Source organism: Stenotrophomonas sp. STEN054 (assembly GCF_056854535.1).
The window spans coordinates 1-22,721 of record NZ_JBXFWG010000005.1 but is presented as its reverse complement, the minus strand read 5'-3'; the positions used below and the strand labels follow the sequence as shown (position 1 = coordinate 22,721).

29 protein-coding genes are annotated in these 22,721 nt (G+C 65.1%); 17 read left to right on the top strand and 12 right to left on the bottom strand.

Going from position 1 to position 22,721, the window contains the following annotated elements:
• Window positions 1–88 precede the first annotated feature (88 nt).
• Together AC1VXD_RS02950 and AC1VXD_RS02945 are read right to left on the bottom strand one after the other, a co-directional pair.
• The gene (locus tag AC1VXD_RS02950) at window positions 89–550 is read right to left on the bottom strand and encodes a VOC family protein (protein ID WP_482990754.1); all 462 of its coding nucleotides are present in this window, start codon (window positions 548–550) and stop codon (window positions 89–91) included.
• A 94-nt stretch (window positions 551–644) separates the two neighbouring features.
• Window positions 645–1,859, bottom strand: coding sequence for a serine hydrolase domain-containing protein (locus tag AC1VXD_RS02945; protein ID WP_482990753.1), 1,215 nt, complete (start codon window positions 1,857–1,859; stop codon window positions 645–647).
• A gap of 531 nt (window positions 1,860–2,390) precedes the next feature.
• Between AC1VXD_RS02945 and AC1VXD_RS02940 the strand changes: the two genes are divergently transcribed.
• From AC1VXD_RS02940 to AC1VXD_RS02910, 7 genes are all read left to right on the top strand, one after another.
• A complete protein-coding gene (locus AC1VXD_RS02940; RefSeq protein ID WP_482990752.1) occupies window positions 2,391–3,836 on the top strand; it encodes an EAL domain-containing protein in 1,446 nt (481 codons plus the stop codon).
• A gap of 227 nt (window positions 3,837–4,063) precedes the next feature.
• Window positions 4,064–4,258, top strand: a complete 195-nt coding sequence (locus AC1VXD_RS02935; RefSeq protein WP_482990751.1) for a fibronectin type III-like domain-contianing protein — start codon at window positions 4,064–4,066, stop codon at window positions 4,256–4,258.
• Between the two features lie 258 nt (window positions 4,259–4,516).
• On the top strand, window positions 4,517–5,713 hold the full coding sequence (locus AC1VXD_RS02930; protein WP_482990750.1) for a GAF domain-containing sensor histidine kinase: 1,197 nt from the start codon (window positions 4,517–4,519) through the stop codon (window positions 5,711–5,713).
• 190 nt (window positions 5,714–5,903) lie between these two features.
• Window positions 5,904–6,830, top strand: a complete 927-nt coding sequence (locus AC1VXD_RS02925) for an acyl-CoA dehydrogenase (RefSeq protein WP_482990749.1) — start codon at window positions 5,904–5,906, stop codon at window positions 6,828–6,830.
• Window positions 6,818–7,570 (top strand): PIG-L deacetylase family protein, encoded by a 753-nt coding sequence (locus AC1VXD_RS02920; protein ID WP_482990748.1) that lies wholly within the window; start codon window positions 6,818–6,820, stop codon window positions 7,568–7,570. The genes AC1VXD_RS02925 and AC1VXD_RS02920 overlap by 13 nt, the downstream gene beginning before the upstream one ends.
• A complete protein-coding gene (locus tag AC1VXD_RS02915; protein WP_482990747.1) occupies window positions 7,567–8,154 on the top strand; it encodes a class I SAM-dependent DNA methyltransferase in 588 nt (195 codons plus the stop codon). Before AC1VXD_RS02920 ends, AC1VXD_RS02915 begins: the two co-directional genes overlap by 4 nt.
• On the top strand, window positions 8,151–8,837 hold the full coding sequence (locus AC1VXD_RS02910; RefSeq protein WP_482990746.1) for a glycosyltransferase family 2 protein: 687 nt from the start codon (window positions 8,151–8,153) through the stop codon (window positions 8,835–8,837). Before AC1VXD_RS02915 ends, AC1VXD_RS02910 begins: the two co-directional genes overlap by 4 nt.
• A gap of 14 nt (window positions 8,838–8,851) precedes the next feature.
• On the opposite strand, the gene AC1VXD_RS02905 is transcribed toward AC1VXD_RS02910, so the two are convergent.
• Both AC1VXD_RS02905 and AC1VXD_RS02900 read right to left on the bottom strand, forming a co-directional pair.
• Window positions 8,852–9,718, bottom strand: a complete 867-nt coding sequence (locus AC1VXD_RS02905; RefSeq protein WP_482990745.1) for an SDR family oxidoreductase — start codon at window positions 9,716–9,718, stop codon at window positions 8,852–8,854.
• Window positions 9,719–9,810: 92 nt separating this feature from the next.
• A complete protein-coding gene (locus AC1VXD_RS02900) occupies window positions 9,811–10,197 on the bottom strand; it encodes a sensory rhodopsin transducer (RefSeq protein ID WP_482990744.1) in 387 nt (128 codons plus the stop codon).
• Window positions 10,198–10,380: 183 nt separating this feature from the next.
• Here AC1VXD_RS02900 and cho point away from each other — a divergent pair, with 183 nt between their 5' ends.
• From cho to AC1VXD_RS02880, 4 genes are all read left to right on the top strand, one after another.
• Window positions 10,381–11,238: an excinuclease Cho gene (gene cho, locus AC1VXD_RS02895; RefSeq protein WP_482990743.1), complete on the top strand. Its 858-nt coding sequence runs from the start codon at window positions 10,381–10,383 to the stop codon at window positions 11,236–11,238.
• A gap of 104 nt (window positions 11,239–11,342) precedes the next feature.
• Window positions 11,343–11,795, top strand: coding sequence for a DUF421 domain-containing protein (locus AC1VXD_RS02890; protein WP_482990844.1), 453 nt, complete (start codon window positions 11,343–11,345; stop codon window positions 11,793–11,795).
• 114 nt (window positions 11,796–11,909) lie between these two features.
• Entirely contained in the window at window positions 11,910–13,073 is a 1,164-nt protein-coding gene (locus AC1VXD_RS02885) for a zinc-dependent alcohol dehydrogenase (protein ID WP_482990742.1), read from the top strand.
• The gene (locus tag AC1VXD_RS02880) at window positions 13,070–13,387 is read left to right on the top strand and encodes a hypothetical protein (RefSeq protein WP_482990741.1); all 318 of its coding nucleotides are present in this window, start codon (window positions 13,070–13,072) and stop codon (window positions 13,385–13,387) included. Before AC1VXD_RS02885 ends, AC1VXD_RS02880 begins: the two co-directional genes overlap by 4 nt.
• Window positions 13,388–13,412: 25 nt before the next feature.
• Here the strand turns inward: AC1VXD_RS02880 and AC1VXD_RS02875 are convergent, their stop codons facing one another.
• Window positions 13,413–13,601, bottom strand: coding sequence for a hypothetical protein (locus AC1VXD_RS02875; protein WP_482990740.1), 189 nt, complete (start codon window positions 13,599–13,601; stop codon window positions 13,413–13,415).
• Between the two features lie 224 nt (window positions 13,602–13,825).
• On the opposite strand from AC1VXD_RS02875, the gene AC1VXD_RS02870 reads away from it, so the two are divergent.
• Genes AC1VXD_RS02870 through AC1VXD_RS02855 form a run of 4 tightly spaced genes read left to right on the top strand, consistent with a single transcriptional unit; the run spans window position 13,826 to window position 16,243 of the window.
• Window positions 13,826–14,200, top strand: a complete 375-nt coding sequence (locus AC1VXD_RS02870) for a hypothetical protein (RefSeq protein ID WP_482990739.1) — start codon at window positions 13,826–13,828, stop codon at window positions 14,198–14,200.
• Between the two features lie 9 nt (window positions 14,201–14,209).
• Complete coding sequence (locus AC1VXD_RS02865) at window positions 14,210–14,971, top strand: DUF72 domain-containing protein (RefSeq protein ID WP_482990738.1); 762 nt, start codon at window positions 14,210–14,212, stop codon at window positions 14,969–14,971.
• The gene (locus tag AC1VXD_RS02860; protein ID WP_482990737.1) at window positions 14,964–15,773 is read left to right on the top strand and encodes a DNA-formamidopyrimidine glycosylase family protein; all 810 of its coding nucleotides are present in this window, start codon (window positions 14,964–14,966) and stop codon (window positions 15,771–15,773) included. The genes AC1VXD_RS02865 and AC1VXD_RS02860 overlap by 8 nt, the downstream gene beginning before the upstream one ends.
• A gap of 47 nt (window positions 15,774–15,820) precedes the next feature.
• Window positions 15,821–16,243 (top strand): BLUF domain-containing protein, encoded by a 423-nt coding sequence (locus AC1VXD_RS02855; RefSeq protein ID WP_482990736.1) that lies wholly within the window; start codon window positions 15,821–15,823, stop codon window positions 16,241–16,243.
• Between the two features lie 24 nt (window positions 16,244–16,267).
• Here the strand turns inward: AC1VXD_RS02855 and AC1VXD_RS02850 are convergent, their stop codons facing one another.
• The 5 genes from AC1VXD_RS02850 to AC1VXD_RS02830 all read right to left on the bottom strand — a co-directional run bounded on the left by AC1VXD_RS02850 (window position 16,268) and on the right by AC1VXD_RS02830 (window position 18,831).
• Window positions 16,268–16,390, bottom strand: coding sequence for a hypothetical protein (locus AC1VXD_RS02850; RefSeq protein ID WP_482990735.1), 123 nt, complete (start codon window positions 16,388–16,390; stop codon window positions 16,268–16,270).
• A 22-nt stretch (window positions 16,391–16,412) separates the two neighbouring features.
• Entirely contained in the window at window positions 16,413–16,820 is a 408-nt protein-coding gene (locus AC1VXD_RS02845; RefSeq protein ID WP_482990734.1) for an isochorismatase family protein, read from the bottom strand.
• Between the two features lie 2 nt (window positions 16,821–16,822).
• The gene (locus AC1VXD_RS02840; RefSeq protein WP_482990733.1) at window positions 16,823–17,101 is read right to left on the bottom strand and encodes a hypothetical protein; all 279 of its coding nucleotides are present in this window, start codon (window positions 17,099–17,101) and stop codon (window positions 16,823–16,825) included.
• 70 nt (window positions 17,102–17,171) lie between these two features.
• The gene (locus AC1VXD_RS02835; RefSeq protein WP_482990732.1) at window positions 17,172–17,669 is read right to left on the bottom strand and encodes a YciE/YciF ferroxidase family protein; all 498 of its coding nucleotides are present in this window, start codon (window positions 17,667–17,669) and stop codon (window positions 17,172–17,174) included.
• Between the two features lie 208 nt (window positions 17,670–17,877).
• Entirely contained in the window at window positions 17,878–18,831 is a 954-nt protein-coding gene (locus AC1VXD_RS02830; protein WP_482990731.1) for an alpha/beta fold hydrolase, read from the bottom strand.
• Window positions 18,832–18,998: 167 nt separating this feature from the next.
• On the opposite strand from AC1VXD_RS02830, the gene AC1VXD_RS02825 reads away from it, so the two are divergent.
• Both AC1VXD_RS02825 and AC1VXD_RS02820 read left to right on the top strand, forming a co-directional pair.
• Window positions 18,999–19,565, top strand: a complete 567-nt coding sequence (locus tag AC1VXD_RS02825) for a TetR/AcrR family transcriptional regulator (RefSeq protein WP_482990730.1) — start codon at window positions 18,999–19,001, stop codon at window positions 19,563–19,565.
• A gap of 62 nt (window positions 19,566–19,627) precedes the next feature.
• Window positions 19,628–20,104: a nuclear transport factor 2 family protein gene (locus AC1VXD_RS02820; RefSeq protein WP_482990729.1), complete on the top strand. Its 477-nt coding sequence runs from the start codon at window positions 19,628–19,630 to the stop codon at window positions 20,102–20,104.
• A gap of 76 nt (window positions 20,105–20,180) precedes the next feature.
• Here the strand turns inward: AC1VXD_RS02820 and AC1VXD_RS02815 are convergent, their stop codons facing one another.
• A complete protein-coding gene (locus AC1VXD_RS02815) occupies window positions 20,181–20,624 on the bottom strand; it encodes a RidA family protein (protein ID WP_482990728.1) in 444 nt (147 codons plus the stop codon).
• Between the two features lie 85 nt (window positions 20,625–20,709).
• Window positions 20,710–22,230 carry a YifB family Mg chelatase-like AAA ATPase gene (locus AC1VXD_RS02810; protein WP_482990727.1) on the bottom strand — a complete coding sequence of 507 codons (1,521 nt, stop codon included), beginning with the start codon at window positions 22,228–22,230 and terminating at the stop codon, window positions 20,710–20,712.
• Between the last annotated feature and the right edge of the window lie 491 nt (window positions 22,231–22,721).

Below are 22,721 nucleotides of genomic sequence, written 5' to 3'. Positions count from 1 at the left end.
GGGCCAACCTGCTGTTCCGACAAGGCAGCGCCGTAACGCTGTGGCAGGAAGCGTGGACGTCTGCAGCCTTCATCTCCGTGCAGGTCCCTCATTTACCAGGTGGCTGCATGAACTCGATGGTGATGTGATCGGGGCCGGAAACGTAGGCCGCCAGTGTCCCCTTGCGTGGACCGCCCGGAATGGGCTGTGGACTGCCCTTCACCCTCCACCCCGCGCGCTCTACACGGGCAATGGCCGCGTGAATGTCCTCCACGGTCAAAGCCAGGTGTGCAGCGCCGATCGCACCGGCACTCTCCGGCGCGGCTCCATGCTGGCGACCTCCAGAATACTGCAGCAACTCAACCATGAACCCACCCGGTGCCAGGACGGTTGCCGTACGCACGTTCGGATCCTCAACGCCTGTCACCTGATACAGGAAATCGCCTCCCATCTCCGATTGCCGTTGAAGCTCGAACCCCAGCGCTTCGGTCCAGAAGTGGATGGATTGGTCCAGAGAGGACACCGTAAACCCGACGTGGTCAACGCCGATGAGACGCGTCGTACTGGTCATGGCTGAACCTTCAGGGTAATCGACAATGTTGCTTCCGGAGTCTGCACGTGACGGCGCGGGATCGATGGTTGATTGAGACTACCTGCAGGCCGCATCATCGGCCACCCGCTGCAGCGGGAACGAGCGTTTCGGCCAAGCGCAGCACATCGGCAGGAAATGTTGCGTAGTCATCCAGCGGTGCGGCGTGGTCGTCGCGCCGGTGGATGAGCCTGACAGCCACCAGCCGCTGCTCCGGCACGATGACCAGATGCTGGCCGAGATAGCCGTTGGCAGCGTACGCAGCAATGGGCCCGCGCTGCACATCGAACAGATCCGCCAGCTTCAGACCGCGGCCGGTGATCTGTTCACCGTACTGCTGGGGCCAGTGCGGGCCCAGTTGTTCGGCGAGGAAGGCAAACAGTTCGGCTTTGCTGTCGAACGTGCGGCCCGCCGCCGACAGCAGGGCCTTGCTGACATCGCCCCGGACACCGCGCTCTGCCAGGCGGCTGGGTGCCTGTTCTGCCAGGCGATACCGCTCCCATTGCGGAATGCGCCACCACAGCAGACCTACATCCGGCGAGCGCGCACTTTCTGCGGTAAGCAGTGACACCGAGCGTTCGCTCATCAAGCGCCGCCCGCTTGGCGCCATTCCACCATCGAGCATGAGCTGGCCGATGGCAGCCAGATCCGTGGCCGACAGCGAAAGGCCCGCCATGCCCAACGGTGTTCCGCTCTCATCCTTCATCCAGGTGTGGCTGGTGATGCCCAGCGGCTTGAACAGCGCGTCGTTGAGATACTCATCCACAGCCCTGCCGGACAGCTGCTGGATGATGCCGGACAGCAGGTTCGTGGCTTTGTTGTTATAGGCGAAGGTGGTGCCCGGGTCGGCGGTGAGTTCGGCGGCCAGCGCAAGTTTCACCAGGTCCGGCGCACCTTCCAGTTCTGCGCCTGCGTTGGGCACGTTCTGCAGGCCGGACGTGTGGTCCAGCAGCATGCGGACGGTGATGTCGCGCTTCCTGCCCTGGCGCCACTCGGGATAGATCGCGCTGACGGGTGTGTCGATGGAAGCGAGGCGGCCGTCATCGAGGAGCAGGCCGATGGCCAAGGCCAGTACCGACTTCGTTGCCGACATCAGGTGGATGGGTTCACGGACGCCGCTGGCGCCGCCCTGTAGAAGCAGCTGGCCGTCCCGTTGCACAAGCACGGCATCGGAATGCGCCGCGCTGGCGTGGTGCTCGATGGCAGCCAGCGCATCGGCGGTGTGGGCCAGTACCGGCCCCGCGCAGCACAGCAGCAGCGACATCACCAGCACAGTCCATTTCTTTGCCATGAGCACCTCCCTGTGTCGAGGGCTCCACGATGACTACATGTGTAGTCAAGCCACAGTGCCTTAAGTCATACAGGCGAGGCGGGTCCTGAGCGCAGAGCGCTTGCGTGGAATGGACAGCGTCCTCGCTGGATCTGCGGCAGGCACAAGCGCACGGGTGGTCCGAAGGGCAGGGCGAGCCTGACGTCGCGCGCCTGGCAGATGCCAAGCGTCATCAACACCGGATGGTCGCGTAATAGGGGCGATCTACGGACGGGGGCGGCCCAGACATCCATAAAGCTGGAGTGCCTCGCGTCCTGTGGCTGTACAGTTCAGGTGCAGATGCGTGCTTGCTCGACCAGGGCCTGAAAGCCTGCGAAATTGGGGCTGGAGTTCATGCACGACTTGCCGATATGCCTTCTACAAGGTAAATGAGGCGGGAAGCCCAGCGAAGCGATGGCGCGTCTCAGATCGGGGGTTGCTTTGATCGTTGGAAAGGATCGGGTTCGCTACGTCTTGACCGTCGTAGGGGCCACGACGGTGTGCCTTCTGGCGATGCTCGCCGTCGCCCAAGCCATTCTCTACGTGCGCGACAGGGAAGGCGCAGAGACCGTGGCCGAAGCCGCGGTGGCGCGCTCGGAGGCTATCTCTCTGGCAAGGCGCATCGCCGCCGAACAAGCGTCCCGCATCGGGCAGCCCCTCTGCTCGGCGGCCGACGTTGATTCGCTGAAAGAGATCGCATTCCGCTCCAGCTACATGAGCGACATCGGCCGCATCCGGGACGGACGCCTTGTCTGTAGCGCCCTTTGGGGGCGCTCGCGCCCTTACACCCTTCCGGCGCCACGCTTCTCCAGCGGAACCATCCGGCTTTGGCCCGCATCGGATCTCGTTGGCTCTCCCTATGGCGGCTCAAATCTGATCGCCCAAGGCAACACGTTTACCGTCTCATCTCCTTCTGCGTTCGAGAGTCTGGATCCTGCACGCAGGAGTTTCATCAGCATCGAAACCAAAGACCGATCGTTTGCGTTCCGAACCCTTTCCCCGACAAATCGCGACAGTACTCCCTCTCTCGTCCAAGCCCAGCATTGCAGCCGTGTAGCTGACGTCTGCGCGTTTGTCACCAGCCCCAGGCACATGGTCTCCGAACTGCCCTCGGCCCTGCTCACCACTATTCTGGCCGCCGGTGCCTCGGTGGGGCTGCTGCTGGCGTTCTTGCTCATCAAGCACCAGATCACGGCCCGGCAGACCATCCAGCAGCGCTTGGTGCTTGCACTTAAACGAAGCGAGATCGAGCTGGCTTACCAGCCTCTTCGCCGTATCGGCACCCATGGGCTTGTAGGATTTGAAGCGCTGAGCCGCTGGCGCCCACCGGGAGACGATGAGATCCCGCCGGCGGTATTCGTGCCCATTGCGCACCAGCTCGGCCTGAGTCCGGATCTTTTTCGATACGTGCTGGCCCGCGCCATGAATGACCTCGCCCCCGCGCTGCGGAAGCATGAAAACCTCTACGTGAGCATCAATGCCGAGCCCGTGGATATGGCGCAGGAGTGCATCGTGCGCTACATCAGCAGCATTGCCGGGGATTTTGGCGTATTGCCCGAGCAGATCCGCATCGAGATCACCGAGCGGGAAGAGCTTGTGTCTGCAGCTGCCAAGAGAAACATGCAGGCCCTCTCGGTTCTGGGGTACCGGTTCCTGATTGACGACTTCGGGACAGGCAGTGCGAATTTCTCCCACCTGGCGCAGTCGCCGTTCAGAGGAATCAAGATTGATCGCATGTTCGTGGCGGCCATCAACGAGGACTCGCCCCTGCGGCCGGTCTTGCCGGGGATGTATCGCATTGCGCTTGAGTTGGGGTTGGATGTCATTGCAGAAGGCGTTGAAACGGAGGAACAGCATCTGCAGCTCTGCCGGATCGCTCCAGAAGCCATTGGCCAGGGATGGCATTATGGCCGCCCTCTTTCAAGCAGAGACGCGCTGGCAATCATCCACGCGGGGTAGGCCCTGGGTGCGCGGGAACGCCTCAGCAGCTGCCGTGGAATTGCGTCCTGCCTGCAACACAGTCGAGGCCAACCACGCCGGCCTGCCGAATGCGGAAATCATTCGACGATCCCGTGGTTCGATTTGCTGCAAACCGTGTATGTATGCCGCTTGTGGCCGAAAGCCGTTGTGGGCTGAACACGTCAGCACCAGAACCAGAGCGGACTTCCCGCGCAAAGCACCGGCCGTTGCGCGAGCTGAAGGGCTTCGACAAGATTGCGATCGCGCCGGGCGAGACGGTGGAGGTGGTCTTCCTGCTGGAGGAGGCCATGCTGGCGTTCACCGGGGTGGACGGCGTGCGTCGTGCCGAACCGGGGACGTTTGATGTGTGGATTGCACCGTCGTGCACGGGCGGTACGCCGGCGCGGTTCGTGCTGGCCTGATGGTGCAGAGGGGCGCGTCTGCGCCCCTCTGTTTCACCGCATCACTTAACAGGGATGGTTTCAGCGTGACCGTGGCCTGCTGCACGACCGCCGTGGCCGAATCAGCCAGTTCAACGGTGTACTGGCCTGCGGGCACCACCCGGCCTGGGGCCAGCTTCACGTTGGATCCAACGGGCCAGCCTGCGGGCCTGCATCTGGCCGGAAACGGGCCGGGCCGCTTTCATGGGATGATGCGCCACCGCGCCCGGCTGCCAACGCATGCACACCCTGACTGATCCCGATCTGCTGAACGACATCGCTGAGATCAGCCGCATCGAGGCCGTACCGCGGATCCTTGAAACCGTGGCCCACATCACCGGCTCGCGGTTCGCCGCGATTGCCCGCGTGACAGAGACCACCTGGACGGCCTGCGCCACGCTGGACACGCTGGGCTTCGGGCTGGTTCCAGGCGGGCAGCTGGTGCTCGAAACCACCATCTGCGACGAGATCAGGCAGGCGCCGACCTCGGTGGTGTTCGCACACGCCAGCGCGCACCCGGTGTATTCCAAGCATCACACGCCCCGCATCTACGGGCTTCAGAGCTACGCGTCCGTTCCCATCCATCGGCCGGATGGCCGCTTCTTCGGCACGCTCTGCGCCATTGATTCGACGCCGGGCAACTTCGATGAAGCCCACGTGCGGCGATCCATGGAGCTGCTGGCCGACCTGGTCGGGAACTATCTCGACACGGAAGAGCGCGTGCTGGAAGCAGAGAGCGCGCTCCTGGATGCGCAGCGGGTTGCCGACCTGCGCGATCAGTTCATTGCAGTGCTTGGCCATGACCTTCGCAGCCCGCTGCAGGCCATCAGCATGGCCGCCGATGCGCTGGAGATGGACGCCGGGTCCGAGCGTCAGCAGCAGATGCTCGCGCACATCGCATCCGGTGTAACCCGGATGGATGGGCTCATCAACGATGTGCTCGATTTCGCCAGGGGCCGATTGGGTGGCGGCATTCCGATCTCGCTGCGGGAAACCCATACATTGCAGGCTGACCTGGAGCGGGTCGCGCAAGAGGTGGCGATCGCAACGGGACGCCGGGACATCAGCGTTCAGATGCGAATTGAAGGCAGCGTGGTGTGCGACCCCGGCAGGCTTTCGCAACTGCTGGCCAACCTGCTGACCAACGCCGCCCAGCATGGTGAGCGTTCGGCGCCCGTCACGCTGAGCGTTCACGCCGAATCCAATCGGCTTATCCTGGGTGTGCACAACGCAGGGTGCATCCCTTCGGACCGGCTGGGGGCTATTTTCAGTCCGTTCTCGCGCGAGGAGGGTGATCGTCCCAGGCCTGGGCTTGGCCTGGGCATCTACATCGCCTCGGAAATTGCCAAGTCCCACGGCGGGACGCTCGCCGTGCAGTCGAGTGAAAGCGCTGGCACCTTGTTCACGTTCCAGATGCCGATCGCAGACCTGCGGTAGGCGCTACGCAGGAGCACCGGCTGAACAGTACAGGCGGCGAGAGCCGCCTGCTGGCTGTGCGACCATTGGAGCGTGAGGAGGGACCCGCCGGAATTCATCCGCCCGCGACACCGGGAAGACAGCCGTGTGACTGCGGCAGGCATACGTTCGCAGTCCATACTCCTGCCGTTGACTCGACATGCTTGCTCCGGTGCTGCCTCCCCCGCTTTCCAACCTGGCCCGGCAGCGACTGCTGCAGCTGCAGGACCTTCCCTTGCCTGGCCACGGGCATACGCTGGAGCGCTGGCGGATGCTGGCCGCGATGGGCCACGAAGACCTGTGCCTGGCCAAGGTGCTGGAAGCCCACTATGACGCCACGGCGATCCTGCAGGAGCTGGGCGCCCCCGTGCCGGAGGACCAGCTGCTGGCGGTCTGGGCAGCTGAGGGCCCGTCTTGCACGCTGCGCGCCGATGCTGCGGGCCGGCTGCGTGGTGACAAGCCATGGTGTTCGGGCAGCGATCTGGTGGATGCGGCGCTGGTGACCGTGCGCGGCAGCGAGGGCGTGCAGCTGTATCGCGTGGACACCTCGCAGTGGCACGCCTTGGATGAGGATCCCTGGCCGGCCACCGGCATGGGCCGGGTACCTTCCACCACGGTGCGCTTTGATGACGCACAGGCGGAGGCCATCGGACCGATGAACGCCTATCTGGATCGACCTGGCTTCTGGCACGGCGGTGCGGGTATCGCGGCCGTTTGGTTTGGTGCAGCCACGGCCATCGCTGAGCGCATGCAGCATGACTGCAGCGAAGGCCTGCGCGCGCGGCTGCTGGGCAAGGCCGACCTGGCGCTGGCACCGGCGGCGGCGCTGCTGCGTGAGCTGGCCCGCTCCATCGATCTGGCCCCGCAGCTGACCCACCGGGTGCAGGTGGTGCGCGTGCGCAGCGTGGTCGAGCGCGCCGCAACGCAGGTGCTGGACCTGGCCGGCCGTGCGATGGGCCCTGCGCCCATGTGCATGGAAGAGGCACACGCCCGGCGCTGGGCCGACCTGACGGTCTTCATGCGGCAGAGCCATGGCGACAAGGATTGGGCCTGGCTGGGCGAACAATGCGCCACGCAGGTGATGCCATGGGCGCTGTAGCCCTCATCCACGGCCACGGCTCGGAAGAGCACGCGTGGGACCGCTGCGCGTGGCTGTGGCAGCAGCCCGCCTCTGAACTGGCCGAGCTGTGTGCCGGTGTGGGCCGCATAGTGGTGGTGGCGCCGCACCCCGACGACGAAGTGCTGGCCTGCGGCGGCCTGATGTGCGCGGCCGCCGGGCTTGGCCTGGAGGTGAAGGTGGTGGCGGTAACCGATGGCGAGGCCTGTTACCCCGGTGAGAACTGGTGGACGCCGCAGCGGCTGCGGCAGGCGCGGCGCGAGGAGCTGCGCGACGCGCTCGCTGAACTGACCATTGAAGCCAGCGCCATTGTCCACCTGGGCATTGCCGATGGCGGTGTGAGCGACCATGAAGCCGGCCTGGAAGACTGGTTGTGGCAGACCCTGCGCGACGACGACCTGGTGCTGGCGCCGTGGCGCTTTGACGGCCACCCGGACCATGAAGCCGCCGGGCGTGCGGCATGGCGGGCGGCGCATGCGGTGGGCTGCAAGCGCCTGGAATACCCGGTGTGGGGCTGGCACTGGCTGGACCCGAACTGTGCGCACATGGCGTGGGAAGCGCCGCGCCTTCTTGATATTTCCGGCGTGGCCGGACGCAAGCGCCAGGCCATCGCCCGGTTCCGCACGCAGACCGGCGACGTCGCCCGGCTGCAGGCCGAGCCGATCCTGCCAGCACACATTCTCAGCCGTTTCTACCGTACCCATGAGGTCTATTTCGCATGAGCGCCCAGCCGTACTTCGATGAAGTGCATGCCACCGAGGATCCCTTCGGCTACCGCAGCCGCTGGTACGAAGAACGCAAGCGCGCGCTGTTGATGGCGAGCCTGACGCGCGCCGGTTTCCAGCGTGGCTGGGAACTGGGCTGCTCCAACGGCGTGCTAACCGAGGCACTGGCCGGCCGCTGCGAGCGCCTGCTGGCGACCGACATCAGTCCGCGCGCCGTATTCCACGCACGGCGCACCCTGGCCCATCTGCCGCATGTGCAGGTGCATTGCGCGCAGCACCCGCAGCAGTGGCCGGCGGGCCGCTTCGATCTGATCGTCTGCAGTGAAATGGGCTACTACCTGGGCCCGGACGCGCTGGTCGAACTGCGCGCCGGCGTGCATGCGGCGTTGAGGGACGATGGCCTGCTGGTGGCATGCCACTGGCTGCCGTCTTTCCCCGGCCGTGCCAGCCGCAGCGCGCTGGTGCACGAGCAGCTGGGCCAGGGGCTGCAGGAAGCCTTCTGCTACCGCGACAGCGATTTCGTGCTGCAGGGTTGGACGCGTACGCCGCTCTCGCTGGCCAGCAACGAAGGGCTGAGATGATTGGCGTACTGGTGCCGGCGCACAACGAGGCCGAGAACCTGGGCGCGTGCCTGCGCTCGCTGGCCCTTGCGGCGGCCCACCCGGCGCTGCGCGGCGAGGCGGTGTGCGTCGTGGTGGCGCTGGATGCTTGTGACGATGCCAGCGCCGCGGTCTGCCGTGCGCTTGGCGTCGTCACCGTGGAACTGCAGGCGCGTTGCGTGGGTGCGGCCCGCGCCGCTGCAGCGAGCGAGCTGATCGGCCGGGGTGCGCGCTGGTTGGCGTCTACCGATGCGGACAGCCAGGTGCCTGCCGAATGGTTGGTTGCGCAGCGTGATGCGGGTACCGATGTCTTCTGCGGTGTGGTGGACCTGGGCGAGCTGGCTCCGCAGCGAGCGTGGCTTCGCGGCTGCTTCCAACGGGGTGAACGCTGGGGCGACGGCCACGGTCGCGTGCACGGCGCCAATATGGGTGTTTCGACGCGATCCTACCTGGCGGCAGGTGGTTTTGCAGCGCAACGTTGTTCCGAAGACGTGGATCTGGTGCAGCGTCTGCATGCACAAGGTGCATCCATCTGTTGGGCGGGGGCGCCCATGGTGATCACCAGCGCCCGGCTCACTGGTCGTGCAGTTGGAGGATTTGCCGACCATCTGGCGGGGCTCACGGCACGGGAAGCAAGCGTGCCCCAGCTGGCACTGGCCAGCTGAGGCACCTCCGCCCCCTAGAGGGTGACCGCGCCGCCTGAAATGGTCAGCAGCGCACCGGAGGTGTAGCTGGCGCTGTCGGCAGCCAGCATCACGTAGGCCGATGCCAGCTCAGCCGGCTGCCCGGGGCGACCGAAGGGTGTCTGGCTGCCGAACTGCTCGACTTCCTCCTCGGCCATGCCGGCGGGAATGAACGGCGTCCAGATAGGGCCGGGCAGCACCGCATTGACCCGGATGCCCTTCTCCGCCAGCAAACCAGCCAGGCCGATGGTGAGGTTGGCGACCGCGCCCTTTGTGGCGGAGTAGGGCAGGATGTTCGGCGTCGGCTTCTTTGAGTTCACCGAGGCGGTGTTAATGACCGAGCCGCCGTCCTGCAGGTGGGGCACGCACAACCGGGTCAGGTTGAATACCGCATGCACGTTGGTGTCGAACGTCTTGCGCCAGTCATCCATCGTGATCTCGTCGAAGGACTGGTAGTAGCGCTGGTAGGCAGCATTGTTGACCAGAATGTCCAGGCCGCCGAGCTCATGCACCACACGCTTCACCAGTTGCTCGGCCTGGGCCTCATCGCTGATGTCGCACGCGATGAGGACGGCCTTCTGTCCTGCCTCGCGGATGAGCTTGCCGATCGCCTCGGCATCGTCCTTCTCACTCTCAAGGAACGCGATGGCAACGTCGGCACCTTCACGCGCATAGGCAATGGCCACTGCGGCGCCGATGCCGCTGTCGCCCCCGGTGATCAGCGCCCTCTTGCCGGCCAGCTGGTTGTGGCCCTTGTAGCTCTGTTCGCCGTGGTCGGGGCGCGGCTCCATCTTGCTGGTCTTGCCAGGGAAGGACTGCTGCTGCGCCTTGAATGGCGGCTTCGGATACTGGGGGACAGCCATCGATGGGACTCCTGGGGCGAGGGGCCACCACTGTGCGGGTGCACCGGTAAACGCGATGACCCCGCAGTGTCGCCACCGCGTGCACGGCGGTGCTAGAGGGGGTGGGCGATGGTCGTCATGATGCTGTTCTCGGCCTGGCGCGAATCCAGCCGCGTGTGCTGCACCACCACGGGCACGTCCGATTCGATCACGCAGGAAAAGCCCACACCGCGCGGTACCGGCGCCGGGTCCTGCAGGTCATTGAAGCGTTTGTGGCAGGTGCGCTGCGCTTCCACCGTGAAGCGGTAGGGCCCCTGCGGCGCGCGGTCCTCGAAATACAGCATGAGCGAGATCCGGGCATCAGTGGTGCCCGCATTGAGGATGCAGCACGTCTCGTGACTCTGCAGTTCGGGTTCCGGGCCATTGCTCCACGCGGGGATGTACCCTTCTGCGATGGCCCAGCGGGTATGTCCGACGGTCGGACTGTTGGCAGCGGTCACGTCGTTGTCTCCGTCAGTGGGTCGGCTGAGAGTGAAGGCGTTTCGCCGGGCGCGACGTGCAGGGAACGTGCGCGGCGCATCAACGTGAAGCGTTCAGGGCAGTGATGAGTCGCCCCTTTGGCGGCGTTGCGATCGCTGCCTATCATTGAATGCTGCTCCTTCCGCATCGCACTACTGCCCTACATGCCCTCCAGCGCACAGGCCGCGCGCCGTTCCGCACGCGCCGCCGGCTATGTCTTCCCCGAACACCTGCGCGAGCAGGCCCAGGCCCTGCCGGCGCTACCGGGTGTCTACACGTTCCACGGCCGTGAAGGTGGCCTGCCGTTGTACATCGGCAAGAGCATCAACCTGCGCACCCGGGTGATGGACCATCTGCGTACCGCAGAAGAGGCCGCCATGCTGCGCCAGTCCGAGCGCATCAGCCATCTGCCCATGGCCGGTGATCTCGGCGCACAGCTGCTGGAAGCATCGATGGTGAAAACCCAGAAGCCGCTGTACAACCGCCTGCTGCGGCGACTGCCACGGCAGTTCAGCCTGCGCCTGTACCGGGGTGAGGTGAGCGTGATGCACTCGGCGGAGGTGGACCTGACATCGGCGCCGATGCTGTACGGGGTCTATTCCAGCGAACGGGCCGCGCGCGAAGCCTTGCGCCGCCTGGCCGATGACAATCGCCTGTGCTATTCGCTGCTGGGGCTGGAGCGCCTGCCACCGGGGCGGCCCTGTTTCCGGTCGATGCTGCGCCAGTGCGCGGGCGCGTGCTGCGGGAAAGAGGCTTTGGCCGAGCACCAGCAGCGCCTGGCGGATGCGCTTGCGCTGCTGGAAATCGTGGAGTGGCCGTACGCTGGCCCGGTCGCCATTGAGGAATCGGGCCCGGCCATGCGCCAGTTCCACGTGGTGGAGGGCTGGTTCTACCACGGCAGTGCAAGGACGCTGGCGGCCGCACGGCGGCTGCGTCGCGACGATGCGGTGTTCGACCGCGATGCCTATCGCATCCTGCGCAAGGGATTCTCGAACGGCGAGTGGGCCGTGCACCCGCTGTAGCCGGCCGCATCGGCGCAGGTCACGTGCCGTGGACGTAAGGTCTTGTATCCCTGCCCACAGGCCCTGCAAGGAGAGAATCCGTGACCGACCTGTTCGACCTTGGCATGCCCTGGTTCGAGTTCGTGCTGCGGGCCACGGCCGTCTACATCGTAGTGCTGCTGCTGTCGCGCCTCAGTGGCAAGCGTTCCATCGGCCAGTCCGCGCCGTTCGACATGCTGGTGATCGTGCTGCTGGGCACGGCCGTGCAGAACTCGCTGATCGGCGAGGACACCTCGCTCCTGGGCGGCCTAATTCTGGCCAGTACTTTGCTGAGCCTGAACTGGCTGGTGGGTTTCGTCACCGCGCGCAGCCGCCGCCTGCACCGCTGGGTCGAGGGCGCACCGGTGGTGCTGGTGCGCAACGGCAAGGTGTTCTGGGACCAGCTGCGCCGCTGCAACGTGGCCCCGGAAGACCTGGACGTGGCGATGCGCAAGGCCGGCTGCGATGGCCACCATGACGTCGCCCTGGCAATGCTGGAAACGTCCGGGGAGATCAGCATTGATTCGCGGGCGCGCTGAAGGCGCCTGTTAACCGGTGCATGCAGCGCACTCCACGCGGTGCACACCCGGGGGTCACCTGAGGCGCCGCACGTGCGTGCCACGCTGCATGCTCCCACCTGAAGGAGAGCGATGATGCAGGCATTGACCTACCACGGCCGCAAGGATGTGCGCGTCGAAACCGTGCCGGACCCGGTGCTGTCTGCCGACGACGATCTCATCCTGCGCGTCACTGCCACGGCCATCTGTGGCTCCGACCTGCATCTGTATCGCGGCAAGATTCCCGACCTGCATACCGGCGATGTGCTCGGCCACGAATTCATGGGCGTGGTGGAAGAGGTCGGCAAGGGCGTTACCCAGGTGCGCCCGGGTGATCGTGTGGTCATCCCGTTCGTGATTGCCTGCGGCGAATGCTTCCACTGCCAGCTGGCCGAGTACGCCGCGTGCGAAACCACCAACCCAGGCAAGGGCGCGGCACTGAATGCCAAGGGCCTGATGCCCCCGGCGGCGCTGTTCGGCTACAGCCATCTCTATGGCGGTGTGGCCGGTGGCCAGGCCGAATTCGTGCGCGTGCCCAAGGCCAACGTCGGCCCGCTGCGCATCCCCGAGGGGGTGGCCGATGAGCAGGTGCTGTTCCTGTCCGACATCCTGCCGACCGGCTATCAGGCTGCCTTGAATGCCGGGGTCAAGCCGGGCTCGACCGTCGCGATCTTCGGTGCCGGCCCGGTCGGGTTGATGAGTGCGGCTTGTTGCCGCCTGCTGGGCGCCGAGACCATCTTCATGGTCGACCATCTGCCCTATCGGCTGGCGTTTGCGGAGCGCACCTATGGGGTGACGCCCATCGATTTCAGCAAGGTGGATGATCCGGCCGATTACATTGTCAGCCAGACCAGCGGGCGTGGCGTCGACGCCTGCATCGAGGCGGTCGGTTTCGAGGCGGAAGGCAGCGCGCTGGAAAGCGCATTGACCGCCGTGAAGCTGGAGGGCAGCAGTGGCGTGGCGATCCGCCAGTGCATCGCGGCTGCAAGACGCGGCGGCGTGGTCAGCATTCCGGGTGTGTACGCCGGTTTCATCCACGGGTTCCTGCTGGGCGATGCGTTCGACAAGGGCCTGACCTTCAAGATGGGCCAGACCCATGTGCAGGGGTTGATGCCGGAACTGCTTACGGCCATCCTGGAAGGGAAGCTGGACCCGGGCAACATCATTTCGCATCGGATGACACTGTCCGAGGCTGCGCAGGGCTATGCGATGTTCGACGCCAAGGATGACGACTGCCGGAAGATCGTGCTGACGCCGTGAGTACGTCGCCGCCCCTGACGCCGGACCGCCGCTACATCGTCGTGCGCGGGCGCCTGTGGCGGGCCACCAATCCCCACCTTTCGGCGCAGGAGCGGGCCACCTGGGTGGCCCGCCTGATGGACGCGCGCCGGGCGGTGCAGGCCGCGATGAGGGGCGGCGATGCGCAGGCGCTACGCACGGCGCGGCGTGCGGTGGATGCGGCCAAGCACGGGCTGGGCGAGCGCGGGCCGCAGTGGTGGACGGACGGCAGCAAGGATTACAACCGGTACCTGATCAAGAACACGCCGTACGCTGGTTGGTTCGATTCGCTTTGAATCCTGCACAGCGCGCGGTCCTGCATCAGCGATCGGCTTTGCCAGCAGTCGGGTCCGCTGGCGGACGCTCGTAGTCGTCCGGGTGTGCGGTTTCCTCCTGCTCCGGCATATCCTTGCCCTTCTTCCAGCTCTGGTCGGTGCGTACCTTGTCCGGTGTGTGGGCCTTGTCCTGGTCACTGGCATCGCCGGTCGGGTTGAATGGCAGCTTGCTCATGGGAAACCTCGTTCAGTGTGGGTGGGCGCATCTGTTTCGTGGCAGGGCGCGGCGTCCCAGGTGCGTTGTAGACAGTCTCCGCTGCCATCCATCAACACCGCGGCTCGTTGCCGTGTGCACGATGCGAACGCGTTGCGTACACGCGGGGACCGCCCGGCGTTGACGGCGCCTTGGCAGGGCCCGTGGATACTGCGGCCGTCGCCATACCGCAGGAGTTTCGCGCCATGACCGCTCTGGAAAACGCATCAATGCCCAAGGTTGTTCGCCTTGAAGCCCTGCCGCTCGATTGCGGCGAATCCGTGGTGGTGGTCGAGCTGGCCCGCGCGCCGGGCCGCGGCTGGACCAAGGCGCTGAAGCGGGTTCTGGCTGACACTGAAGGCTTGGAATCGGTACAGCTGCGCTGCGATGGTCGCTTCGTCTACCTCATCGGCGTGGAGCCAGGCCAGCGTGGCACCACGCACCGGATCAACCAGGCCCTGGCGGCAGCCAGCGAGCGGAGACTGCCTGGCATTCCTGCAGCCATGCCTGCTGCGGCAACGTCTGCTGCGCCAACGTCTGCTGCGGCTGTTGCGCACCCCATGCTTGAGCAGGCGCGCTGAAGCGACATCATGAAACGACAGGCGCCCTACGTCCGTGTCCCAACCGTCCGCGTCGGTTGCGCGGGCTGGTCGTTGCCCTCGCGGGATGCCGCTGGATTCGGTGAGGGGGACAGCGCGCTGCAGCGTTATGCCACACGGTTTGGGCTGGTGGAGATCAATTCGTCGTTCTATCGGCCACACAAGCCTGAGACCTACGCGCGATGGGCGCAGAGTGTTCCCGAGGGCTTTCGCTTCTCGGTGAAGATGCCCCAGACCATCAGCCACGAATGCGGACTGAAGGGCGCGGCGCCTTTGCTTGAGCCTTTCCTGCAGGGAGTAGAGCAGTTGGGCGACCGGCTGGGCGCGCTGCTGCTGCAGCTGCCGCCACGCCTGGAATACGACGGACGCACGGCATCCGCGTTCTTCCGGGCCCTGCGTCGGCGCACTTCGGCGCTTGTGGCCTGCGAACCGCGGCATGACAGCTGGTTCACCGATTCAGCCGAAACCATGATGGTGTCGCACGATATCGCCCGCGTCGCGGCAGACCCCGCGCGCTGCCCGCAGGCCGCCGTGCCCGGAGGTGCGAGGCACTGGAGCTACTGGCGCTGGCATGGCCGCCCGCGCATGTACTACAGCAGCTATGCCGGGAATGAGCTGCGCGATCTGGCAGAGCAGGCCAGGCAGGCGGCGCGGCAGGGCCCCGCCTGGATCATCCTGGACAACACCGCACTCGGCCACGCGGTACCCAATGCGCTGCACCTGCGGGCGTTGCTGGAGAACGCGGATGCCTGAGGGTCCGTCCATCGTTTTGTTGCGGGAAGCAGCCGCCCGCTTCAAGGGAAAAACGGTCCGGCAGGCCGTCGGCACGACCTCCGTTGATCTGACGCCGCTGATGGGCCGCCGGGTCAAGGCGGTACGCAGCTGGGGCAAGCATTTCCTTCTGGAATTCAGCCACGTTACGTTGCGCATCCACTTGTTGATGTTCGGCAGCTATCGCATTGACGCCCGCAAGGACGTGGCTCCTCGCGTGGGCCTGCAGTTCGACAAGGGCGAGCTGAATTTCTATACCTGCTCGGTCAAACTGATCAATCAGCCGCTGGATGACGTCTACGATTGGCGCGCCGACGTCATGGACGATGCTTGGGATGTTCGGCTGGCGCGGCGCAAGCTGAAGGCCATGCCCGACGTGCTGGTCTGTGATGCGCTGCTGGACCAGACGGTGTTTTCCGGCGTGGGCAACATCATCAAGAACGAAGTCCTGTTCCGGACCCGCATCCATCCAGGCAACCGTGTGGGGGACCTGCCACCGCGCGTGCTGACCTCGCTCATCAACCAGGCACGGGAGTACAGCTTCGATTTCCTGCAATGGAAGCGTGGCTTCGAACTCAAGAAACACTGGAAGGTGCATACCAAACGCAGCTGCCCCGGATGCGGCGGACCGGTCAGCAAGCAGTACATGGGCACGACGCACCGGCGTACCTTCTTCTGCCCCAACTGCCAGATCCGCTACGGACAGGGTGCCGATGCGGGCAACGGAACCGCAGGAATTCCCCCCCGTTCACGGAAAAAGAGCCGCGTGAAGACCCGGCGTTGACACGGGATTCGTACAGTTGCTCACAGGCAAACCCATCCGCAACCCCCATGGCAAACCGTGCAATCGCATACGCGAGTGAGGCGCTCCCCGACCTTGATCCGCAACGCCTGACAGCGATGGTCGAGGACGCGGCCCGCTTCAACCACGATGCAGGCATCACCGGTGTATTGCTGTTCGACGGGCAGCGATTCCTGCAGTACATCGAAGGGCCAGAAGATGCCTTGGACGTCGCTTATGCGCGGATACTGGGAGCCAGCAGCCACCGCGAAATCGTCGAGCTGGCGCGAGGGCGTGTAGGACGCCGGATGCTTCCTTACTGGTCGATGCGGTTGCTTCCCGCGGAGGCCCGTGAACTGAGCCAGGCAGCGTATGCCGACTGGCGTGGCTTCGTAAGGCGCGCGGGCAGAGAGGGCAGCCCATGGGCGGCCATGGACCATCTCACAGCGGTGGTACAGCCGCACCTGGCGTGAACTGCAATGGGTTGACCACAATGGTCACGTATCGAGAAGCGCGATGATCTCACGCACGCCAAGCACCTTGGCGGCACCGGAGCGCTGCAGCAGCTGCAGCGAGGGCTGACGCCGGTCGGGCAGCGCTGCAGTCGCTTCCCAGGCCACCACTGTCTCGTATTCACGTGAATTAGCATCCAGCGCCGTGGCCCACGCAGGAGTCCAGCGCCATGCCTGCGAGCGCCACGCGCTGCACGCCCAGCTTTGCCAGCAGCACGGGGAGTGGCGTCGCCAGGAAGGCCGAGTGCTTTGGCTTGAGGATGAAGTAATGTCGTGCCTTCGGTGCAAGACGCCGGGCGATCTCAGCGGCATGCCCACCGTGCTCGCGGCACGCTTTTACCAGGGTAGGAAAGTCCCGTTTCCATTCACCAAAATTGTCGTTGGCGAAGATGACCGGTAATTCCCGTTCGTCAAACGCATCCCTGAGCACCGCCGCCTTGCCGGCAGCCTGGACGGCCAAAGGGCCAAGCGCGGACCCTTGGGGGAAATCGAACAGGCTGAACAGGTCGATGATGATCAGGGCGGTCTTCGCGTGCATGGTCAACCCCTGCGCGTGCGGGTAACGACTCGGCGGCGACGCCACGCCATGGCTTGACCCACCACCGCAGTCAGCAGGAGCAGCACATTGGTTACCACGAATACCGTGGAGCCCAACAACGCGCTGTAGATCGTGAACAGCGTGGAGGCGGTCATCTGGCCCAGGAACAACCACTTCGAGACCGTTTCCGGGTGGGGTGACTGCCATTGCTTCACCATCTGCCGGATCAGCGTGGCCATCAGCACGATGGTTGCCGCCCAGCCAAGGATATCCGGATGCATGCAGGCCTCGTCAGTGCGTGGTACAACGGCGCCGCCATCATGGGCGGCGCCGGGTCAAACGGTACCTGGCTCAGGCCGCCTGGGCCGCCTTGGCATTGCCGCCGCCCTTGGCCAGCAGGGTCAGCTTCTCGTCGGTGGCCTTTTCCTCTTCCAGCGTTTCCAGCAGCAACGGCAGCGCATCCTTGTAACCAAGCTGTTTGGCCAGCGCGGCGATGGTGCCGTACGAGGCGATCTCGTAATGCTCGACCTTCTGCGCGCCGCCAATCAGCGCCGCATCCCGTACCGGGCCCTTGTCGATGGCATCGATGACCTCCTTGCCTTCCTCGACCAGGCCTTCCATCGCCGCGCATTTGATCCGCTTCAGGCGGATACCCAGGACGTCGACGACCTGATCGATACGTTCGATCTGGCCCTGGGTTTCCTCCAGGTGGGTTTCAAAGGCTGCAGCCAGGTCCGGGTTCTCTGCGGCACGGGCCAAGCGGGGCAGGGCCTTGGTCAGCTGCTTTTCGGCACTGTAGATGTCGGACAGTTCATGGATGAAGAGGTCTTCCGCTGTCTTGATGGCCATGTCAGGCGTCCTTTCGTGGAGGGAGCCTGCAGGGTAGGGCGTTGCTGCGGAAGCTCCGACGAACGTGTGGTGAAGAAGACATGCCGGGGGGGGCGCCCGCTCTTCGCGTGCGCTTATCAAGCGAGGACTGTGCCTGGCGCTGGCGTGGCGGTCAGCGAAGGCGTGGGGCAGAGAAAGGGCCCCGGCGCAACGCCGGAGCCCTCATCCCTCACTTCTCCTGCAGGAACGTCAGCAGATCCTGGTTGACCCGATCCTTGTGCGTATCGGTCAGGCCGTGCGGCGCACCCGGGTACACGATCAGCTTCGCACCCTTGATCAGCTTGGCCGACTGGCGGCCGGAGATGTCGATCGGCACGATCTGGTCGTCATCGCCGTGGATGACCAGGGTCGGCACGTCGAACTTCTTCAGGTCGGCGCGGAAATCGGTGGCCGAGAACGCGGCGATCGAATCGTAGGTGTTCTTGTGGCCGCCCTGCATGCCCTGCGCCCACCAGGCATCGATAAGGCCCTGCGAGACCTTCGCACCCGGGCGGTTGAAGCCGTAGAACGGGCCCGACGGAATGTCCTTGTACAGCTGCGCGCGGTTGTCCATCTGCGCCTTGCGGATGCCATCGAACACTTCGATCGGCAGGCCGTTGGGGTTGTCGGCAGTCTTCAGCATGAACGGCGGCACCGAGCTGATGAGCACGGCCTTCTTGACCCGGCCGGTGCCATGGCGACCGATGTAACGCGCCACTTCGCCGCCACCGGTGGAGAAGCCGACCAGGGTGACGTCGTGCAGGTCCAGGGTGTTGATCACCGTGGCCAGATCATCGGCGTAGTGATCCATGTCGTTGCCATCCCAGGGCTGGCTGGAACGGCCATGGCCGCGACGGTCGTGGGCGATGACGCGGTAGCCGTGATTGGCCAGGAAGATCATCTGCGATTCCCAGCTGTCCGAGTTCAGCGGCCAGCCGTGGCTGAAGGTGACGACCGGGCCGTCCTTCGGGCCCCAATCCTTGTAGTACAGCTGCACGCCATCGGCGGTGGTGATGTAGCTGGCGGTGCGCGCGATGGTGGTGACAGCGGCCGGCTTGGGCGGTTCGGCGGCCTGCGCGGACAGGCCGGCCTGGACTGACAGGGCGAGGGCGGCAACGGCCAGCGTGCGGGTGAGGGTGTTCATGGCGGATCTCGTCTGGGTGGTGGTGGGACCTACTTTGCGCCCGCTTTCAGGTCGCAAGGTGATGAATTGTCCGAATTGTTTGATGGATCGTCTTGGATGGATGTGCCGCACAGCGGCATGTGCAATAAGGGGTTGACGAGGGAGAACGATCATTCTACCTTGGAGTCGTGAACAAGACCCCCGACACCCAACAGAAGATCCTGGCCACGGCCGAGGCGCTGATCTACCAGAACGGGATCCATGCCACGGGCATGGACCTGCTGGTGAAGACCTCCGGCGTGGCGCGCAAAAGCATCTACCGCCACTTCGAAAACAAGGACGACGTGGCCGCTGCCGCATTGAGTGCGCGCGACGTGCGCTGGCTGGCCTGGTTCCAGGAGCAATGCGACAAGGCCGAAACGCCCGAAGCGCGCATCCTCGGCATGTTCACCGTGCTCAAAGGCTGGTTTGCATCGGAGGGCTACCGCGGCTGTGCGTTCATCAACACCGCAGGCGAAGTCGGCGACCCCGACGATCCGATCCGCCGCATCGCGAAGCATCACAAACAGAAGTTGCTCGATTACACACTGGAACTGACCGGGCAACTGGATATCGAGCAGCCGGAGGCGCTTGCACGCCGGCTGCTGGTGCTCATGGAAGGCGCCATCACCGTCTCGCGCGTGATGGGCGACCACGACGCCGCAGACACCGCAAGAGACGTTGCGCAGCTGTTGCTGGAGCAGGCCAGGCGCTGACGCCTGCGTCATCAACACCCACCGTAGTACCCCGTTCATCCATGTTGACTGGAGGCCCCACCGTGTCCGTAGAAGCACCCCGCCCGCCGCTCCCCCCCTTCACCCTTGCATCGGCCATCGAGAAGGTGCGCCTTGCCGAGGATGGCTGGAATTCCCGCGATGCCGACAAGGTTTCGCTGGCCTACTCGCTTGATACGCAATGGCGCAACCGTGCCGAGTTCACCCACGGCCGCGAAGAAGCGCGGCAGTTCCTCGCCCGCAAATGGAAGAAGGAACTCGAGTACCGCCTGATCAAAGAGCTGTGGGCCTTCACCGACAACCGCATTGCCGTGCGCTACGCCTACGAGTGGCGCGACGACTCGGGCAACTGGTTCCGCTCGTATGGCAACGAGAACTGGGAATTCGGCGCGGATGGCCTGATGCAGCGCCGCTTCTCGTGCATCAACGACATGCCGATCAAGGAAAGTGAGCGGAAGTTCCATTGGCCGCTGGGCCGTCGCCCGGATGATCACCCGGGGTTGTCTGACCTGGGTATGTGAGTTGAACGGCGGAGTATGCGAAGGCCCGCGGCGATGATGGTGCACGCGGGCCTTTCCCGATACCGCAGACTTGGGATTACGGCTGCACTTCCGCGCGGAATGCGATTTCGATCAGCTGTTCGGGGAACGCCAGCGCCGACACGCCGATGAGGTTGCTGGCCACCTGCGGGACGGGCTGGCCATGGACGGCGGGCCGGACCTTGCCGCTGGCGGCGAATGCAGCCGGTACATCGATGACGAACAGGGTTTCCTCGACCACATCCGCCAGCGAGCCGCCCAGCTCGGCCAGCAGCACCTGCGCATTCTCGTAGGTACGCTTCATCTGCGCCTCCATGGTGTCGAAATTGGCAGGCTTGCCATCAGCACCCAGGGCGGCCGGTGCCACCAGCTGTCCCTCCGGCGTATGCGAGAGCTGGCCCGACACGAAGATCGAGTTGTTCACGCGCACGGCCTGGACATAACCATAGGCCGATTCCCACGGCACGCTGAAGCTGGCCGTCTGGCGGTTGGAGGTGCTCATTGCGGTGTCTCTGCTTGGATGAAGGCGCCAGTCTGCCCACAGCTGCGGCGACCGGCCTGCCCCGAACGGGTGAGGCCAGGAAGCACTACGACGTAGACGGACCATACCCTGCCTTCCCCCGGTCCAGCTGCCGATACCCGATCGCCTCCGCCAGATGTGCCGTTCCGATAACCTCGCACGCGTCCAGGTCCGCAATCGTGCGGGCCACCCGCAGAATCCGGTGCATCGCCCGCGCGGACAGCTGCAGCCGCTCGATTGCCTGTTCCAACAGATCCTGATCGTCCTCGCTCAACCGCGTGCATGCCCGTAGTGCTGCCGGTGGCAGATGCGCATTCAACCCGCCCCGCGCGCGCTGCCGCGCATGTGCCGCCTCCACCCGCGCGCGTACCACCGCACTCGGTTCGCCCAGTGGCGTGCTCTCCCGCAGCTCCACTGCATCCATCCTGGCCACACTGATATGCAGGTCGATGCGGTCCAGCAGCGGCCCGGAGACCCGGGCGCGGTAACGGGTGATGCGCTCGTCGGTACACAGGCAGCGATTGCTGCGGTCACCCGCCCAGCCACACGGGCACGGATTCATCGCCGCCACCAATTGAAAGCGCGCCGGATACTGCACGCTGCGCGCCGCACGCGCGATGCGGATATGCCCGGACTCCAAGGGCTCGCGCAGCGTTTCCAACGCGCTGCGGTTCCACTCGGGAAGCTCATCAAGGAACAGGACTCCATGGTGGGCCAGTGATATTTCACCGGGGCAGGGCGGGTTGCCCCCACCCACCAGCGCCGCCGCGCTCGCGCTGTGATGGGGCGCTCTAAAGGGCCGCTGCCGCCAACGTCTTGGGTCCAGCCCTTCGCCACTCACCGACGCAATCGCGGCAAGCTGCAGCGCCTCAGTCTCTTCGGTATCCGGCAACAGGCTGGGCAGGCGCGAGGCCAACAGTGTCTTGCCGCAGCCAGGACTACCGATCAACAACAGATGGTGCCCACCGGCAGCGGCCACTTCCAACGCGCGCCGTGCATGCGCCTGCCCGCGCACGTCGGCCAGATCGGGCAGTGGCAATGGTGTCGTGTCCACGCGCTCCACGGGTGGCAACAGGCGCGGATTGCCCAGCCCGGCGCAGCATTCCAGCAGCGTACGCGCCACACGCACATCAGCGTGCTCGGCCAACGCAGCCTCTGCGGCATTCCCTGGCGGCACCACCAGGATGCGCCCGGCTTCGGCGGCTGCAATCGCGGCGGGCAGCGCACCGGCCACCGGCCGCAGCTCACCGGTCAGGCCAAGCTCGCCCAGGAACTCGTATTGCAGCAGCGACTGCGGATCGACCTGTCCGCTGGCCGCAAGAATTCCCAAGGCAATCGCCAGGTCGTAGCGACCACCTTCCTTGGGCAGGTCCGCAGGCGCCAGGTTCAACGTGATGCGCCGCTGCGGAAAGTCGAAGCGCGCGCAGAGCAGGGCGGCTCGCACGCGCTCGCGGGATTCGCGCACGCTGGTTTCCGCCAGGCCCACGATCTGGGTGACAGGCAGGCCGCCGGAGAGATGCACTTCCACCCGCACCAGCGGGGCATCGACCCCGGCGCGTGCACGGCTGTGGACCAGCGCCAGGCTCATGTGTGGTTTCCTGCAGATGGATGTTCGATGGTGCGGCAGGCATTCGGCATGGCGCCATCGGGCATTGCGGGTGAGACGCCTAGGGGGATTCTGGTCAAGGGCGATCCTTTTCCCTGAACAGATATCGCTGCGCATCAGGAGTCGCCTCGCTGAAGTGCCAAGATCGCGCCATCGATCTAGGATGGCTGTGGCTGTGGCTGGTGCTAGCTGCTAGTTTGATCTGCTAGGGGGGAATTTGCGGACTGGCTTGAGGAATGCAAGCGCAGATTGGGGAACGCCCTGCCAGCAATGTCGGAGGGCGTACACACGCAGCACGAGCGGCAGCTGAGTAGATGCAGGACGCCAATGCTGGAGCGATGAGAATGCTACAAGGAACGACCTGAATCGCCCAGGGTTCCGTAGACACCTCGCAGCCATAAACTATGGCTTAGGCGGAGGTGATTATGAGCACGAAGCGGTACACCGATGAGTTCAAGATCGAGGCGGTCCGA

Coding starts and splice junctions, on each gene's coding strand:
- cho (WP_482990743.1), top strand. CDS start 10,381: ATGCCCTCCAGCGCACAGGCCGCGCGCCGTTCCGCACGCGCCGCCGGC.
- AC1VXD_RS02860 (WP_482990737.1), top strand. CDS start 14,964: ATGCCTGAGGGTCCGTCCATCGTTTTGTTGCGGGAAGCAGCCGCCCGC.
- AC1VXD_RS02830 (WP_482990731.1), bottom strand. CDS start 18,831: ATGAACACCCTCACCCGCACGCTGGCCGTTGCCGCCCTCGCCCTGTCA.
- AC1VXD_RS02885 (WP_482990742.1), top strand. CDS start 11,910: ATGCAGGCATTGACCTACCACGGCCGCAAGGATGTGCGCGTCGAAACC.
- AC1VXD_RS02855 (WP_482990736.1), top strand. CDS start 15,821: ATGGCAAACCGTGCAATCGCATACGCGAGTGAGGCGCTCCCCGACCTT.
- AC1VXD_RS02845 (WP_482990734.1), bottom strand. CDS start 16,820: ATGCACGCGAAGACCGCCCTGATCATCATCGACCTGTTCAGCCTGTTC.
- AC1VXD_RS02905 (WP_482990745.1), bottom strand. CDS start 9,718: ATGGCTGTCCCCCAGTATCCGAAGCCGCCATTCAAGGCGCAGCAGCAG.
- AC1VXD_RS02940 (WP_482990752.1), top strand. CDS start 2,391: ATGCTCGCCGTCGCCCAAGCCATTCTCTACGTGCGCGACAGGGAAGGC.
- AC1VXD_RS02950 (WP_482990754.1), bottom strand. CDS start 550: ATGACCAGTACGACGCGTCTCATCGGCGTTGACCACGTCGGGTTTACG.
- AC1VXD_RS02865 (WP_482990738.1), top strand. CDS start 14,210: ATGAAACGACAGGCGCCCTACGTCCGTGTCCCAACCGTCCGCGTCGGT.
- AC1VXD_RS02835 (WP_482990732.1), bottom strand. CDS start 17,669: ATGGCCATCAAGACAGCGGAAGACCTCTTCATCCATGAACTGTCCGAC.
- AC1VXD_RS02875 (WP_482990740.1), bottom strand. CDS start 13,601: ATGAGCAAGCTGCCATTCAACCCGACCGGCGATGCCAGTGACCAGGAC.
- AC1VXD_RS02930 (WP_482990750.1), top strand. CDS start 4,517: ATGCACACCCTGACTGATCCCGATCTGCTGAACGACATCGCTGAGATC.
- AC1VXD_RS02945 (WP_482990753.1), bottom strand. CDS start 1,859: ATGGCAAAGAAATGGACTGTGCTGGTGATGTCGCTGCTGCTGTGCTGC.
- AC1VXD_RS02910 (WP_482990746.1), top strand. CDS start 8,151: ATGATTGGCGTACTGGTGCCGGCGCACAACGAGGCCGAGAACCTGGGC.
- AC1VXD_RS02815 (WP_482990728.1), bottom strand. CDS start 20,624: ATGAGCACCTCCAACCGCCAGACGGCCAGCTTCAGCGTGCCGTGGGAA.
- AC1VXD_RS02915 (WP_482990747.1), top strand. CDS start 7,567: ATGAGCGCCCAGCCGTACTTCGATGAAGTGCATGCCACCGAGGATCCC.
- AC1VXD_RS02920 (WP_482990748.1), top strand. CDS start 6,818: ATGGGCGCTGTAGCCCTCATCCACGGCCACGGCTCGGAAGAGCACGCG.
- AC1VXD_RS02890 (WP_482990844.1), top strand. CDS start 11,343: ATGCCCTGGTTCGAGTTCGTGCTGCGGGCCACGGCCGTCTACATCGTA.
- AC1VXD_RS02840 (WP_482990733.1), bottom strand. CDS start 17,101: ATGCATCCGGATATCCTTGGCTGGGCGGCAACCATCGTGCTGATGGCC.
- AC1VXD_RS02810 (WP_482990727.1), bottom strand. CDS start 22,230: ATGAGCCTGGCGCTGGTCCACAGCCGTGCACGCGCCGGGGTCGATGCC.
- AC1VXD_RS02870 (WP_482990739.1), top strand. CDS start 13,826: ATGACCGCTCTGGAAAACGCATCAATGCCCAAGGTTGTTCGCCTTGAA.